A 12,967-nucleotide genomic window follows, 5' to 3' on the forward strand; every position below is an offset into this window, starting at 1 on the left:
TCAGCAGAGCAGAGAGCAATCCCATGGCAACCCTTCCCTCGGTCCTGGTTACCGGAGCCTCCACCGGCATCGGCGCCGTCTATGCCGACCGGTTCGCACGTCGCGGCCACGATCTCGTGCTGGTCGCGCGCAACCGGAAGCGCATGGAGGCGCTTGCCGCACGCCTGAGGCAGGAAACCGGCGTGGCGGTCGACATCGTCGAGGCCGATCTGACGCAGGCCGACGAGCTTGCCGTGGTGGAGGCGCGGCTGCGCGACGATGCGCGCATCGGCATCCTGATCAACAATGCCGGAACCGCCATTGGCGGCAGCTTCATCGAGCAATCGACGGATGTCGTCACGCAACTCCTCGCCCTCAACACCACGGCCATGCTGCGGCTTTGCAGCGCCGTTGCTCCCCGCTTTGCGCAGGCTGGCGAAGGTGCGATCATCAACGTCGGCTCCGTGGTCGGATTGGCCCCTGAATTCGCCATGACCGTCTATGGCGCGACCAAGGCGTTCGCGCTGTTCCTGTCGCAGGGGCTCAGCATCGAACTCGGCCCGAAGGGCGTCTATGTCCAGGCGGTGCTTCCCGCCGCGACGCGCACCGAAATCTGGGAGCATGCCGGCGCCGACGTCAACAGCATGACCGGGGTGATGGAGGTCGATGACCTCGTCGATGCGGCGCTGGTCGGCTTCGACCGGCGCGAGACGGTCACGATTCCGCCGCTGCCCGATGTGGAGCAATGGAACACCTATCAGGCGGCGCGTCAGGCCATGCTTCCGAACACCCGCCAGGACCAAGCCGCGGCGCGCTATCGGACGGCGGACTGAGCCCTCGGGCAGTCAATTCTCCGACCGAACGCCCCAGCCGTACGAAAGGTGGCCGCTCCATGAGCGTCAAAACCCTCTTCGGGCCGTATGAACTCGGCCCTCTCACGCTCTCCAACCGCATCGTCATGGCGCCGCTGACCCGGAACCGCGCCGGCGCCGGCCTCGTGCCGGGGGCGTTGGCGGCGGAGTATTATGCCCAGCGCGCAAGCGCCGGCCTGATCGTCACCGAGGCCACCCAGGTCTCGGCGCAGGCGTAAGGCTATCAGGACACGCCCGGCCTCTACACGCCGGAACAGATCGCCGGCTGGCGAACGGTGACCGATGCGGTCCATGCCAGGGGCGGACGCATCTTCGTCCAACTGTGGCATGTCGGCCGGGTCAGCCATGTCGATCTGCTCGGCGGCGAGGCGCCGGTCGCGCCATCGGCAATCCGTGCGAAAACCAAGACGTTCGTGAACTACGGCTTTGCCGACGTTTCCGAACCGCGTGCGTTGGACATCGGGGAGATCCCCGCAATCGTCGATTCCTTCCGCCGGGCCGCCGCCAACGCGATCGAAGCGGGGTTCGACGGGGTCGAGGTGCATGGCGCCAACGGCTATCTGCTCGACCAGTTTCTGCGCGAGACGGCGAATGCCCGCACCGACGCCTATGGCGGCTCGGTCGAGAACCGCGCCCGCCTGCTGCTCAAGGTGACCGACGCCGTGTCGGCGCAGATCGGGGCGGATCGCACCGGCGTCCGCCTGTCGCCGGTTTCGCCGGCCAGCGGCATCGTCATCTCGGACAGCGAACAGGCGCAGTTCAATTATGTGGTCGAGCAACTGGACAAGCTCGGCATCGCCTATATCCACGTCGTCGATGGCGCGACCGGCGGCCCGCGCGACACCTCGCCTTTCGATTACCGCGCGCTTCGCCAACGCTTCGGCCGGACCTTCATCGCCAACAACGGCTTCGATCTGACGCTGGCCGAACAACATCTCGCAGGCGGCAAGGCGGACCTGTTCGCTTTCGGCCGGCCGTTCATCGCCAACCCCGACCTCGTCGAGCGGCTGAAAGCGGGGGCGCCGTTCAACCCCCTCGACCCGACGACCCTCTATGGCGGCGGGGCCAAGGGCTACACCGACTACCCGACCCTCGCCGGTTGACGGAAATCGGGCGGCGTTTCAGCCGGGGCGCCGCCCATCCGAACCGCATCCAAGGATCCGCCATGGCCGGCGACACTCTCAAAACAGACTTGAAGACCGCGCCCACCCGGCATGTCGAGGTGGCCGGTACGCGGTTCGCTTATCGCCGTCTTGGGTCGCATGGAGGCGTTCCGGTGGTGCTGCTCAATCACTGGGCGGCCAATCTCGACAATTTCGACCCGCCCCTGGTCGAGGGACTGGCGGCGGACCGTCCGGCCTTAACGATCCGCACCCCCGTTCTGGTCGCCAATGGCGATAGCGACATCATGGTGCCGAGCGAGAACTCGATCGCCTTGGCGCGGCGTATTCCAGGCGCCAAGCTGGTTCTATACCGCGACACCGGACATGGCGGCATCTTCCAGCATCACGATGCCTTCCTGATGGAAGCCAGGGCGTTCTTTGCCGCCTGACCCGCCACCTTCTTCGTTTGCTGCGCGAAAACCCGGAGCGTCTTGGCAAGCATTTCCAAGGTGGCGGCTCTGTTCGTCAGGCCGCACATACATTTTTCGAGGTCAATCCATGAAAGCTCTCGTCTTCAAGCGCTACGGCAAATCCGCCCAACCCGAATACGCCGACATCCCAGGTCCCACCATCGGTCCGGATGAAATCCTCGTTCAGGTCCATGCCGTTGGACTGAATCCCATCGACAACATCATCCCCAAGGGCACTTTCAAGCCAGTGCTCAGGTTCGAGCTTCCGGCGACCATCGGCAGCGACGTCGCCGGCGTCGTCGCGGAGGTTGGCAGCGGCGTGATACCGGCGAGCGGAGGGGCTGACTCACTGCGGGGCTTCCCAAGGCGAATGAACCATGATTCGATTCCCCGTCCATGAGGGGGAGAATCGCATGCCAGCGGCGTTGCCGATCCGGGAAGACCTGAGTGCCGGTGAATTGCGCACCCTGGCGCGTCGGGAGGGCAAGGGGCGGGTGGCGGCGCGGATGTTCGCCATCGCTCATGCCCTCGATGGGGTGAGCCGGGCGGAGGCGGCACGGCTGGCGGGTATGGATCGCCAAGCCCTGCGCGATGCGGTGGTGCGCTACAACGCTGAGGGGGTGGCCGGGCTTTACGACCGCCCGCTCCCTGGCCGGCCAGAATGGCTGAGCGACGGCGAGCAGGCGACGCTCAAGGCCATCATCCTCGCCGGCCCCGATCCCAAGCGGCACGGGTGCGTGGAGTGGACCCTGCCGATCCTGTGCGAGGTGATCGCCGAGCGCTTCGCCAAGACACTGCATCCGGCCAGCCTGTCGCGCATCGTGCGCCGGCTGGGTCTATCGAAGCAGAAGACGCGCCCTCGCCACCCGCAGTCCGACGCCAAGGCACAAGCCGCGTTCCAAAAAAGGGGCTGCGCGAAGCGCTGAAGGCTGCTGCGGCCGCGCACCCTGGGCGACGCCTCCAACTCTGGTTCCAGGATGAAGCCCGCATCGGCCAGAAGGGCCGCACCGCGCATCGCTGGTGGGAGCGCGGGCAGCGTCCCGCCGGGCTGTGCGACAAGCGCTTCACCTCGGTCTACCTCTACGCCGCCGTCTGCCCGGCCAGCGGCGCCGACTTCGCGCTGGTGATGCCGACCGTCTCCATCATCGCCATGAGCCTGTTCCTGGACGGCTTCTCCCGAAGCCTGGAACCGGACGTACAGGCGGTGCTCGTGCTCGATCAAGCCGGCTGGCACGGATCACGGGCGCTGGTCGTGCCGGACAACGTCACGCTGGTACCCCTGCCGCCATACAGTCCCGAGTTGAACCCCGTGGAGCGCGTCTGGCTGTACCTGCGCGAGCGCTTCCTATCCCACCGGCTACTGCCCGACTACGACGCCGTCGTCCAAGCCTGCTGCGACGCCTGGAACGCCCTCACCGCCACGCCAGGGCGCCTACGCTCCCTAACCAATTACCCATGGTTAACATGTGTCAATGCTTAGGCTCGCCGGTATGACACGCTTCAAGGTGGGCGACGCCGTCTTCGCCAGCGTGTTCGACCTGGGCCGTGGCACGCTTGCCGATTTCGTCGCCGTTCCGGAGCATGTTGCGGCGTTCAAACCTGCAAAGCTCGATTTCAACTAAGCCGCCTCGATTCCGATGGTTGGCCTGACATCCTGGCAGGCACTGAAGGAACGGGTGGGCCTCAAGCACGGGCAGAAGATTTTCATCCCGGCCGGTTCGGGCGGGATCGGCACATTCGCGATCCAACTCGCCAAATATCTCGGCGCAACTGTCGGCACAACGACCAGCACCGGGAATCTCGGACTGGTCAAAGGGCTCGGCGCGGATGAAGTCGTGGACTATAGGCAACAGAATTTCGAAACCGTTCTGCGCGCCTACGACATGGTGCTTGGGACCGTCCGAGGGGATGGCATCGAGAAATCGATCGGGATCCTCAAGCCAAAGGGTTCTATCGTCTCTCTGGTCGGCCCCCTTGATGCCGCTTTCGCACGAGCCCGGCACATGAATCCGATGTTCCGGGTTATTTTCTCTCTTATGAGTTGGAAAATCCGGCGCCTTGCAAAGAGAAGCGATCTCCGCTACTCCTTTTTGTTCGTTCGCCCCGACGGTGGGCAGCTGGCGGAAATCGGCGGTCTCATCGATGCAGGACATATTCGTCCGGTGATCGACAGGGTTTTTGCGTTCGATCAAGCGAAGGAGGCACTGACCTATCTCGATGGCGGGCGCGCCAAGGGTAAGGTTGTTGTCCAGCTGATCTGAGATGAAATCTGGATTTTGGCCAATTTTGCGGTATACGAGGCAGGATGCTGTAAAGACTGAATGAAGTTTCTCCAAAAGCGTCGGTCCGAGCTGGTCGCCGTTTCCCGGACAGCTTGGCGACATCGCCAGGTTCGGCCCAGGTTCGAGCCATGCCGCCGATGTCCGGCGCTTTGCCGCCGAGTGCGGAGCGCGGCCGGTCGGCAAGGGCCCGGCTCCCGATCCAGCCGGTTCGGGAGCGCGATCCCCTCAAACCCTCATTTGCGGTCCAGCGGGAACAGGGCGGCGGGCAGATGCAGCAGCCGCACCGCTCCCTCGTAAAGCCGGACGATGGCCGGCGTCAGCACTCCATCGACGATGGGGCGTACCGGAATGACCAGCAGGGAAGCGGTGGCGGAGACCAGAAGCGCACCCGCCATGTCCAGGGGGAAGTGAACGCCAAGATAGATGCGCGCCCACGCGACGCCCATCCCGAAGGCCATCATCCCCCAGCCCAGCCGCTGCCAGGACCCTCGCAGCAGCAGGCTGATCCCGATCGTCCACATGAAGGTCGCATGGTCGCTGGGGAAGGATGAATCTGCGGCATGCGGAATCAGCTGGTGCCCCAACCCGATCATGAAGGGGCGCGGATGATGCCAGAGTGCGCCAATCGCCGAGTTGACCAGCGCCGCCGTCAGCAGCGCGCAGCCGGCACCGACCAGGACGGCGCGTCCGTCCTGCCGTCCCCACACCCACAGCGCCGCGACCAGGGCCGCGACCAGCACCACCACGTCGTCCGCCAGAAAACGCGCCAGCATGAGAAGCCCGGCCGGCGGATCGGGCGGAGCGTTCAGCAGAAGGAACAGATGTTGGTTCAGAGCTTCCATAAGCGCGGTCCGATCGTTTCGATTCGATGACAGGCAGGGCAGACAGATAGGCCGTGGCGCTTGCGCATGCCTGGGCGCGAATGGCCAGGACCGGGGCGTTCGGCTGAGTTCGGGAGAGCGATGAGGATGGCGAACGCTCCAATCGGCCCCCCGACGAAGACGGTCCTCATGGCGCGGCGGGCAGATCGGCGCGCGGCCCCGTTTGGTCGGTGTTCGCGGTCCGAAGCATCAGCGCGGTTGCCGGGCCGGCAGCGGGTATACGAAAAGCGACCGTCGAGACATCGACCGTCAGGAAGAATTCGTCGGTGCCTGCAAGTGGAAACATCTCGACCTGATCGCTGCCGACCAGACCGTACAAGCGATTGCCATCGGCAATGACAGCGATCTCGAAATCGGGCAGGCGGTAGCGGCCAGCCAAACGGGCGTAACGTGCCGGGTCGGCGAGACCGAGCCGGCGTTCGAGCGGCCGAAATGCCGGCCAATCGTACTCCTCGGCAATCGCGCGCAGCAGGCCATGAGCGACAGTTCCGGCGGAGCCGTTAGTCATGATCACGGCCCCGTCCTGGCTGCCGCCCATGCAACCCGCCATCACGCACGAAAAGCCGGCATTGAGCCCGCTGTGGAAGAAGCAGGGTTCGCGTCCGCCGCCCTTTCCGCTGCCATCGATTCCAAACCCCAGGCCGAAGCCGCCGGGACCGGGCGTCAGCATGGTTTTGACCATGTCGGGCGACAGCACCTCATCGCGCCCACCAGTCCAGGCGCGCTGGAACGCCATGATAACCCGCGCCAAGTCGGACGGTGTCGACCACAGCCCGGCGGCCGCCATCTCCGGATAGATGTGGGGACCGCCCTCGACCGGCTTGCCATCGAAATCATAGGGTGTCGCCGCCTCCGCGACCCGCTCGACGGGCAGAGGCTGTGCGAACGTGCTCTTTGTCATCGCCAATGGACCGAGAACCGCCCGATCCATGTGAACGGGAAACGCCTCGCCCGTGACGTCGATCAACAGCTGCTGAAGCACCGTATATCCGCCGCCCGAATACCGCCATGCGGTGCCCGGCGGTTGGCCGACGCGGATCGGCGGCGAATTCGCCGGGTGGATGCCGGCGAGCACCTGAGCCAACGTCGGGACTGGCTGACCGGCTGGATAGCCGGCGAACCCGTGCACGGTCAGCCCCGCGCTATGGTTCAGCAATCCGCGAACAGTGACGGCGGTTGACCCGGCGGCCGGCGGGATGTGCCAGGAAACGAGGTGGCCGTCGACGTCTGTATCAAGGCGAAGCCGGCCGTCCTGAACCAGCTTCAGCACCGCCAGCGCGGTGATCGGCTTGCTGATGGACGCCGCCTGGAACAGCGTGTCGGCAGTCACCGGCGAGCCGCCAACCGTGGCGTCTCCAAAACCGCGCGTCCAGGCCAGCCGGCCCTAATGGATGACGGCAACGCTGACGCCAGGGACATGCAGCGCCGCCATGCGCGCAGCCAGACTTGGCCGGTCGGCCGGATCACCGGCGACGATCACCGGCGGCGGAAGGCCGGCTACGATCCGTTGGATACGGGCTTCGAGCGCAGGGTCGGCCTGACCGGCCGACACGACCGGGCCCTTCGAAGGCAAATGCGTCATGGCAGCGGCGGGCAGGCAATTCTTCTGAAACCATGCCGGTATCGGTTCGCCATGCTTCCCCGCTCGATCATCGGACCGGCCTGCCGCGCTGGCCGCCGGTGAGCGGCGATGCAGCCGATCGGCAGGACGCGGGCACGAGCATCTCACGGAATCGTTGTCGGACGAAGCCTCGGGCGCGCAGACCGGCGGCCCCGTCTCAGCTGCTCCCGCGATGGGTCAGCGTCAGTTCGACGGCACGGATCGGCTCCGGCGGCATGTCTCCGCGCATCCGTTGCAGGATCATCGATCCGGCCTGCCGGCCGAGGTCGCGGCTGTCGATGCCGATGGTGGTCAGGCCGGGCGGCAGTTCCTCGGCTACGTCGTTGTGACCGAAGCCGAGGATGGCGATGTCGTCGGGCAGGCGCATGCCCAGCCGGCGCGCCTCCAGCAGCGCGCCGGTCGCAAGCAGGTCGTTGGCGCAGAACACCGCCTCGACCGCCGCGTTGCGGGACAGCAGTTCGGCGAGCGCGCGGCGGCCATCGACCATGCTGCCGACCCTGTCGACCGACAGCTCGGCGACGATGTCGAGCCCGGCGGCGCGGGCGCCCTCGCGGAAGCCGGTGAGCCGCAGGGCACCGCGACCGCTGCGGCGGCCGATGAAGGCGACGCGGCAATGGCCCCGCCCGGCGAAATGCTCGGCCGCCAGACGGCCGCCGTCGATGTTCGAGAAGCCGACCAGCATGTCGATGGGGTCGCGGGGATAGGCCCAGGTCTCCATGATCGGAATGCCGAGCGCCCGCAACGCCCGCCGGTTCTCCTCGATCTCGATGACGCCGGTGAACATGACCGCCGCCGGCCGCATCTCGCGCAGCGACTGGATCATCGTCGTCTCCTTGGCGTAGGAGTAGGAGGTCTGCCCGATCATCAGCTGGTAGCCCTGCGGCTCCAGCACCTCGCCGCAGCCCTGCACGGCAAGGCAGAACTGCTGGCTTTGCAGGTTGGAGACGAAGGCGGCGACGATGTTCGACTGGCCCGACCGCAGGGCGCGGGCATGCGGATTGGTGGCGTAGCCGGTGCGCTCGACGATCTCCAGGATCTTCCGTCGCTTGGCCTCGGCCACCTTCTCCGGCTGGCGCAGGGCGCGCGAGACGGTGATCGGCGACACCCCGGCCAGCCGGGCGATCTCGACGATCCGCGTCGGAGCCGCCCCCCCGTCTGCGTCCCCGGCGGCGTCCCCGTCTGCCTCCCCGGCCGCCGACACCACCGGTTCCGCCGCCCGGAGGCGGAGGACGTCGTCGATGGTCGGCGGACGCTTCGCCGCGCTGCTCTCACTCATATCGCCCGTCTCCTTGGCCGCCTCTCCATGCGATGCTGCCCGGTCAGGCCGCGCGCCCCAGGATGCCCGCCTCCTCGACCGGACGGGCCACCTGGATCAGGCAGTCGCCGGCCTCGCTGTCGCTGTGCAGGCGCCGCGAGATGACGATGCCCGCCTCCTGGAAGCGCAGTTCCTCCTCCGGCTGGTCGAGCCGCGTCAGGTCGTGGAACCAGCCGGCGAGATCGCCGGCGGCGACCCGCGCCCCGACATCGACCGCCGGTTCGAACCAGCCACGCCGCAGCGCGTAGATCGCCTGCCGGTGGCTGTCAAGCTGAAGCAGTTGCATCGGCGCCGGAACCGGTGCCGGAACCGAGAGAACCGGCGCGTCGGTCAACCCGGTGGCGATCAGCAGGTTGTCGATGGCGCGGGCGGTATAGGCCATGGTCTCCGGCGTCACCGTGCCGCCGCCGCCGAACTCGCCGCTGATGCCGATGACGCCGGCCCGTGCGGCGGCGGCCATCGAGGTCGGTGCCGTGGCGCCGTTCTCCGCCACGAAGCCGTAGGGCATCCCCAGCGCCCGCATCAGCTCCAGCGCGCGGCCGAGCCGGTCGGGCGTGCCCTGCCGTTCGATCAGGGCACAGGGCAGGTGAGCCATCGAGGTGCCGCCGGAATGGATGTCGAACACCACGTCATGGCGCGGGAACAGCTCGTGTTCGAGGAAATGCGCCAGCCGGAAGGTGGGCGTGCCGGCGGGGTCGCCGGGGAAGGCGCGGTTGAGGTTGCCCTCGTCCAGCGGCGACCGGCGCCGTGCCGCCATCACCGCCGGGGCGTTGACGGCGGGCAGGATCGTCACCTCGCCGCGGATGCGCGCGGGATCGAGGCGGCGGAACAGCCGGCCCAGCAGCAGTTCGCCTTCATATTCGTCGCCGTGGTTGCCCGCCATCAGCAGCACGCGCGGACCCGTCCCGTTGCGCACGCGGCAGACCGGGACCTTCACCTGATAATAGGGGGAGCGATCCACCGAGAACGGGATGCTGAGGAAATCCAGCGACTTGCCGTCGGCGGTGAAATCGAGCGCGTGGTAGAGGCCAGTGTGCATTCCAAAAACCTTCTGGCGGAGGGGCGCCTCCGCGACGCTTGTCGGGGCAAACGGCTGCCCGGCGCCCCTTCCGGTTCACCGAAAAAGCCCGCTTACAGAGCGGCCAGCGCCGTCATCTCGACGCGCAGGTCCGGGTCGGCCAGCCGCGCCTCGGTGCAGGCGCGGGCCGGCGGGTTGGCCGGATCGATCCAGGCATCGTAGACCTCGTTCATGGCGTCGAAGTCGGTGATGTGCGGCAGGAAGACGTTGACGGCGACCAGCTTGGACTTGTCGCTGCCGGCTTCCGCCAGCAGGGCGTCGATCTTGGCCAGCACGTCGCGGGTCTGCTCGTGAATAGAGCCGGTGCGGTTGTTGGCGACTTGGCCCGCGATGTGGACCATGCCCTGGCAAACGACGGCCTGGCTCATGCGCGAACCGACCTGGAACCTGGTGATCATCGAAAAAACCTCTCTTGGATGCCGAACGGCGGGTTACATCTGCGGAAGCGTCTGCTTTTCCTTGAACCACGTCATCTGCAGGGCGCCCAGCTTGCCGTTCAGGCGGTTGTAGAACAGGAAGGTGTTGATCCAGTTGACCAGATCCTGTTCGCCGTGGCGGACGGCCACATGAGCCGGCGACTGGCGGATCAGGAACTTCAGCTCGACATCCTTGCCGGGATTGTCCTGCGCGACCTTCAGCGCGATGGCGCTGTTCTCGGCGAAGGTGTCGACCTGCCCGGCCAGATAGGCGGCGATGGCGCCGGGGGTGTCCTCGAAGCGCACCAGCTTGGCGCCGGGGGCGTTGTCGGTCAGCCAGATGTCGAGCGTCGAGCCCTTGGCGACGCCGATGCTGTGCCCTTTCAGCCCCTCCGGATCACTGGCGTTCGCTATCGACTTCGGCCCGTAGACGCCGAGATTGACCGCGGCATAGGGCTGGGTGAAGGTCACCTGCTGGGCGCGCTCCGGCGTGGCCCCGGCGGCGGCGATCAGCACGTCGACCTTGTTGGCGAGCAGGCTGGGAATGCGGTTGGCGCCGGTCACCTGCACCAGATCCAGCTTCACGCCCATGTCGGCGGCCATCAGCTTCGCCAGATCGATGTCGAGGCCGGCGGCCTCGCCCTTGGCGTCCTTGAAGCCCCAGGGGGCGGCGTCCATCAGAACGCCGACGCGCAGCTTGCCGGCCGACAGCACGTTCTGCAGGGCATCCGCCTTCGCGGCGGACGGCAGGGCGGCGGCGGAGAGCGCGACGGTGGCGCAGACCGCCACGGCGGCGGCGAGGGTCCGGAAGAGTCTCACGACATTGCTCCTCTGTTCTGGTGGTTGTCCGGTCCTCGGGGAACCGGTGGTTGGTTCGGCCATGCCTCAGCGGACGGAGGCGATGAAGCTTTGCAGTTCGGGGGTGCGCGGGTTGGCGAAGAGCTCGGCCGGCGGCCCCTCTTCCCAGACGCGGCCCTGATGCATGAAGACGATCTTGGAGGCGACGTTGCGGGCGAAGCCCATCTCGTGGGTGACGAGCACCATGGTCATGCCCTGGCGCGCCATGTCCTCCATCACCTTCAGCACCTCGCCGACCAGTTCGGGGTCGAGCGCCGAGGTCACCTCGTCGAACAGCATCAGGTGCGGGCGCATGGCGAGGCAGCGGGCGATGGCGACGCGCTGCTGCTGCCCGCCGGACAGCTGGGCCGGATAGGCGTCGATCTTGTCGGCCAGCCCGACGCGCTCCAGCACGTCCAGCGCCAGCGCCCTGCCTTCCGCCTTGGCGATCCGCTTGTTGAGGACCGGGGCCAGCGTGATGTTGCGCTCCACCGTCATGTGCGGGAACAGGTTGAAGGCCTGGAAGACGATGCCGACGCGCTGGCGGAAGTCGCGCAGGTTCGGCATGTCGGTGCGCACCGGCTGGCCTTCCACCGTGATCTCGCCGCCGTCGATGCGCTCCAGCGCGTTGATGCAGCGGAGCAGGGTCGATTTGCCGGAGCCCGACTTGCCGATGATGGTAACGATCTCGCCTTCCTTGATGTCGAGCGACACCCCCTTGAGCACCTGGGTCGACCCATAGCTCTTGGTAACGTTTCGGATGTCAACGAGCGCCATTGAGACGGACCTCCAGGGAACGGGCCCACAGGGTGAGCGGCAGGCAGGCGGCGAAATAGATCGCCGCGACGATCGAGTAGACCAGCAGGGGCTGGAAGGTGGCGGCGCTGACCAGCTGGCCGGCGCGGGCGAGTTCGACGAAGCCGACGATGGAGGCCAGCGAGGTCCCCTTGATCAGCTGGACGAGGAAGCCGACGGTCGGCGGCAGCGCCATGCGGAAAGCCTGCGGCGCGATGACGTAGCGGAACTGGTGCCAGGTCGACAGGCCGAGGCAGGCGGCGGCCTCCCACTGCTCGTGCTTCACCGCCTCGATGCCGCCGCGCCAGATCTCGCCGAGGAAGGAGGCGGTGTAGACGGTCATGGCGATGCCGACGGCGACCAGGGGCGGCATCTCGATGCCGAGGAAGACCGGCATGCCGAAATAGAAGAACATCAGCAGGCCGAGTAGCGGCACGCCCTGGACCAGTTGCAGGAAGGCGGTGGCGGTCCAGCGCAGCGCGCGGCTGGCGCTGGTCCGCATCAGGGCGAGCAGCAGGGCCAGCGGCGCGCCGAGGCCGAGCGCGATGAGGACGAGCACGGCCGTCCATTGCAGGGCGCTCAGCAGCGACAGGAAATCGGCGAGGGAGAAGGAACGCATGGCCGGTGTCTCCGTCAGCGCCGAACCGGCCAGCGGAAGGCGAGGTGCCCCACCGCGGCGAACAGCAGTTTGAAGGTCATCACCAGGGCGAAATAGATGCCGCAGATCACGGCATAGACCTCGAAGCTGCGGTAGGTGCGCGTCTCGATGAAGCCGCCGGTGTGGAACAGCTCCTCCGCCGAGATCTGCGAGGCCAGCGAGGTGCCGAGCAGCAGCAGGACGAACTGGCTGGTGAAGGCGGGATAGACGCTGCGCAGGGCGGGCGGCAGCACGATGTAGCGGAACACCTGCCAGCGCGAGAGCCCCAGGCACTGGCCGGCCTCGACCTGGCTGCCGGGGATGGCGTCGAGCCCGGCGCGGACGATCTCGGTGCAGTAGGCGCCGAAATAGAGGCCGAGCGCGATGGACGCCGCCTCGAAGGCCCCCATCCGCAGGCCGAAGCCCGGCAGCACGAAGAAGACCACGAACAGCTGGATCAGCGACGGCGTGTTGCGGATCAGCTCGACATAGCCGCGGATCGCCCAGCGCACCGGGCGCGGTCCGCTGCGCACCGCCGCCGCCGCGGCGACGCCGATTGCGGTGCCGATGGCCGCGGCGACCAGGGTCAGCAGCAGCGTGTGCAGCGTGCCGTCGATCAGCTGGTCCTGATAGCGCCAGATCTGCTGGAAATTCAATGTCTGCATGGGGAATCTGGCCGCC

At 67.0% G+C, this 12,967-nt stretch carries 16 protein-coding genes and 1 pseudogene; 8 read left to right on the forward strand and 9 right to left on the reverse strand.

The window, feature by feature from the left end; translation table 11 throughout:
• Positions 1 to 23: 23 nt before the first annotated feature.
• From ABNQ38_RS30255 to ABNQ38_RS30285, 7 genes and pseudogenes are all read left to right on the forward strand, one after another.
• The gene (locus ABNQ38_RS30255; protein WP_377810995.1) at positions 24 to 812 is read left to right on the forward strand and encodes an SDR family NAD(P)-dependent oxidoreductase; all 789 of its coding nucleotides are present in this window, start codon (positions 24 to 26) and stop codon (positions 810 to 812) included.
• Between the two features lie 59 nt (positions 813 to 871).
• Positions 872 to 1,954, forward strand: a pseudogene (locus ABNQ38_RS30260) (alkene reductase).
• A gap of 62 nt (positions 1,955 to 2,016) precedes the next feature.
• Entirely contained in the window at positions 2,017 to 2,403 is a 387-nt protein-coding gene (locus ABNQ38_RS30265; RefSeq protein ID WP_377810996.1) for an alpha/beta hydrolase, read from the forward strand.
• Between the two features lie 109 nt (positions 2,404 to 2,512).
• Positions 2,513 to 2,824: an alcohol dehydrogenase catalytic domain-containing protein gene (locus ABNQ38_RS30270; RefSeq protein ID WP_377810997.1), complete on the forward strand. Its 312-nt coding sequence runs from the start codon at positions 2,513 to 2,515 to the stop codon at positions 2,822 to 2,824.
• Positions 2,825 to 2,837: 13 nt separating this feature from the next.
• Positions 2,838 to 3,904 (forward strand): IS630 family transposase gene (locus tag ABNQ38_RS30275; protein ID WP_377810998.1). Its coding sequence is split into 2 segments (ribosomal slippage): positions 2,838 to 3,323 and positions 3,326 to 3,904, totalling 1,065 coding nucleotides; the frame shifts between segments, so codons are not numbered across the junction.
• Between the two features lie 10 nt (positions 3,905 to 3,914).
• Positions 3,915 to 4,046 (forward strand): hypothetical protein, encoded by a 132-nt coding sequence (locus tag ABNQ38_RS30280; protein WP_377810999.1) that lies wholly within the window; start codon positions 3,915 to 3,917, stop codon positions 4,044 to 4,046.
• A gap of 15 nt (positions 4,047 to 4,061) precedes the next feature.
• Complete coding sequence (locus ABNQ38_RS30285; protein ID WP_377811000.1) at positions 4,062 to 4,685, forward strand: NADP-dependent oxidoreductase; 624 nt, start codon at positions 4,062 to 4,064, stop codon at positions 4,683 to 4,685.
• A gap of 254 nt (positions 4,686 to 4,939) precedes the next feature.
• Here ABNQ38_RS30285 and ABNQ38_RS30290 read toward each other — a convergent pair whose 3' ends face one another.
• Together ABNQ38_RS30290 and ABNQ38_RS30295 are read right to left on the reverse strand one after the other, a co-directional pair.
• Positions 4,940 to 5,548: a phosphatase PAP2 family protein gene (locus ABNQ38_RS30290; protein WP_377811001.1), complete on the reverse strand. Its 609-nt coding sequence runs from the start codon at positions 5,546 to 5,548 to the stop codon at positions 4,940 to 4,942.
• A gap of 166 nt (positions 5,549 to 5,714) precedes the next feature.
• Positions 5,715 to 6,965 carry a serine hydrolase domain-containing protein gene (locus tag ABNQ38_RS30295; protein ID WP_377811129.1) on the reverse strand — a complete coding sequence of 417 codons (1,251 nt, stop codon included), beginning with the start codon at positions 6,963 to 6,965 and terminating at the stop codon, positions 5,715 to 5,717.
• A 9-nt stretch (positions 6,966 to 6,974) separates the two neighbouring features.
• Here ABNQ38_RS30295 and ABNQ38_RS30300 point away from each other — a divergent pair, with 9 nt between their 5' ends.
• The gene (locus tag ABNQ38_RS30300; RefSeq protein ID WP_377811002.1) at positions 6,975 to 7,271 is read left to right on the forward strand and encodes a hypothetical protein; all 297 of its coding nucleotides are present in this window, start codon (positions 6,975 to 6,977) and stop codon (positions 7,269 to 7,271) included.
• 94 nt (positions 7,272 to 7,365) lie between these two features.
• On the opposite strand, the gene ABNQ38_RS30305 is transcribed toward ABNQ38_RS30300, so the two are convergent.
• The 7 genes from ABNQ38_RS30305 to ABNQ38_RS30335 form a co-directional block, all read right to left on the reverse strand.
• A complete protein-coding gene (locus ABNQ38_RS30305) occupies positions 7,366 to 8,484 on the reverse strand; it encodes a LacI family DNA-binding transcriptional regulator (RefSeq protein WP_377811003.1) in 1,119 nt (372 codons plus the stop codon).
• A gap of 43 nt (positions 8,485 to 8,527) precedes the next feature.
• Positions 8,528 to 9,562: a succinylglutamate desuccinylase/aspartoacylase family protein gene (locus tag ABNQ38_RS30310; protein WP_377811004.1), complete on the reverse strand. Its 1,035-nt coding sequence runs from the start codon at positions 9,560 to 9,562 to the stop codon at positions 8,528 to 8,530.
• Positions 9,563 to 9,654: 92 nt separating this feature from the next.
• Positions 9,655 to 9,999: a RidA family protein gene (locus ABNQ38_RS30315; protein ID WP_098737421.1), complete on the reverse strand. Its 345-nt coding sequence runs from the start codon at positions 9,997 to 9,999 to the stop codon at positions 9,655 to 9,657.
• A gap of 33 nt (positions 10,000 to 10,032) precedes the next feature.
• Positions 10,033 to 10,836 (reverse strand): transporter substrate-binding domain-containing protein, encoded by an 804-nt coding sequence (locus ABNQ38_RS30320; RefSeq protein WP_377811005.1) that lies wholly within the window; start codon positions 10,834 to 10,836, stop codon positions 10,033 to 10,035.
• 66 nt (positions 10,837 to 10,902) lie between these two features.
• Positions 10,903 to 11,631, reverse strand: a complete 729-nt coding sequence (locus ABNQ38_RS30325; RefSeq protein ID WP_174475025.1) for an amino acid ABC transporter ATP-binding protein — start codon at positions 11,629 to 11,631, stop codon at positions 10,903 to 10,905.
• On the reverse strand, positions 11,618 to 12,268 hold the full coding sequence (locus ABNQ38_RS30330) for an amino acid ABC transporter permease (RefSeq protein WP_174475026.1): 651 nt from the start codon (positions 12,266 to 12,268) through the stop codon (positions 11,618 to 11,620). Before ABNQ38_RS30330 ends, ABNQ38_RS30325 begins: the two co-directional genes overlap by 14 nt.
• A 14-nt stretch (positions 12,269 to 12,282) precedes the next feature.
• The gene (locus tag ABNQ38_RS30335; RefSeq protein ID WP_377811006.1) at positions 12,283 to 12,951 is read right to left on the reverse strand and encodes an amino acid ABC transporter permease; all 669 of its coding nucleotides are present in this window, start codon (positions 12,949 to 12,951) and stop codon (positions 12,283 to 12,285) included.
• Positions 12,952 to 12,967 lie beyond the last annotated feature (16 nt).

Origin of the sequence: Azospirillum sp. A29, from assembly GCF_042604625.1 — a bacterium.
GTDB classification, from domain to species: Bacteria; Pseudomonadota; Alphaproteobacteria; order Azospirillales; family Azospirillaceae; genus Azospirillum; species Azospirillum palustre.

Bases quoted from the DNA above. Each gene is read 5' to 3' on its own strand.
- ABNQ38_RS30255 (WP_377810995.1), top strand. From the start codon at position 24: ATGGCAACCCTTCCCTCGGTCCTGGTTACCGGAGCCTCCACCGGCATC.
- ABNQ38_RS30265 (WP_377810996.1), top strand. From the start codon at position 2,017: ATGGCCGGCGACACTCTCAAAACAGACTTGAAGACCGCGCCCACCCGG.
- ABNQ38_RS30270 (WP_377810997.1), top strand. From the start codon at position 2,513: ATGAAAGCTCTCGTCTTCAAGCGCTACGGCAAATCCGCCCAACCCGAA.
- ABNQ38_RS30280 (WP_377810999.1), top strand. From the start codon at position 3,915: ATGACACGCTTCAAGGTGGGCGACGCCGTCTTCGCCAGCGTGTTCGAC.
- ABNQ38_RS30285 (WP_377811000.1), top strand. From the start codon at position 4,062: ATGGTTGGCCTGACATCCTGGCAGGCACTGAAGGAACGGGTGGGCCTC.
- ABNQ38_RS30290 (WP_377811001.1), bottom strand. From the start codon at position 5,548: ATGGAAGCTCTGAACCAACATCTGTTCCTTCTGCTGAACGCTCCGCCC.
- ABNQ38_RS30300 (WP_377811002.1), top strand. From the start codon at position 6,975: ATGGATGACGGCAACGCTGACGCCAGGGACATGCAGCGCCGCCATGCG.
- ABNQ38_RS30305 (WP_377811003.1), bottom strand. From the start codon at position 8,484: ATGAGTGAGAGCAGCGCGGCGAAGCGTCCGCCGACCATCGACGACGTC.
- ABNQ38_RS30310 (WP_377811004.1), bottom strand. From the start codon at position 9,562: ATGCACACTGGCCTCTACCACGCGCTCGATTTCACCGCCGACGGCAAG.
- ABNQ38_RS30315 (WP_098737421.1), bottom strand. From the start codon at position 9,999: ATGATCACCAGGTTCCAGGTCGGTTCGCGCATGAGCCAGGCCGTCGTT.
- ABNQ38_RS30325 (WP_174475025.1), bottom strand. From the start codon at position 11,631: ATGGCGCTCGTTGACATCCGAAACGTTACCAAGAGCTATGGGTCGACC.
- ABNQ38_RS30330 (WP_174475026.1), bottom strand. From the start codon at position 12,268: ATGCGTTCCTTCTCCCTCGCCGATTTCCTGTCGCTGCTGAGCGCCCTG.
- ABNQ38_RS30335 (WP_377811006.1), bottom strand. From the start codon at position 12,951: ATGCAGACATTGAATTTCCAGCAGATCTGGCGCTATCAGGACCAGCTG.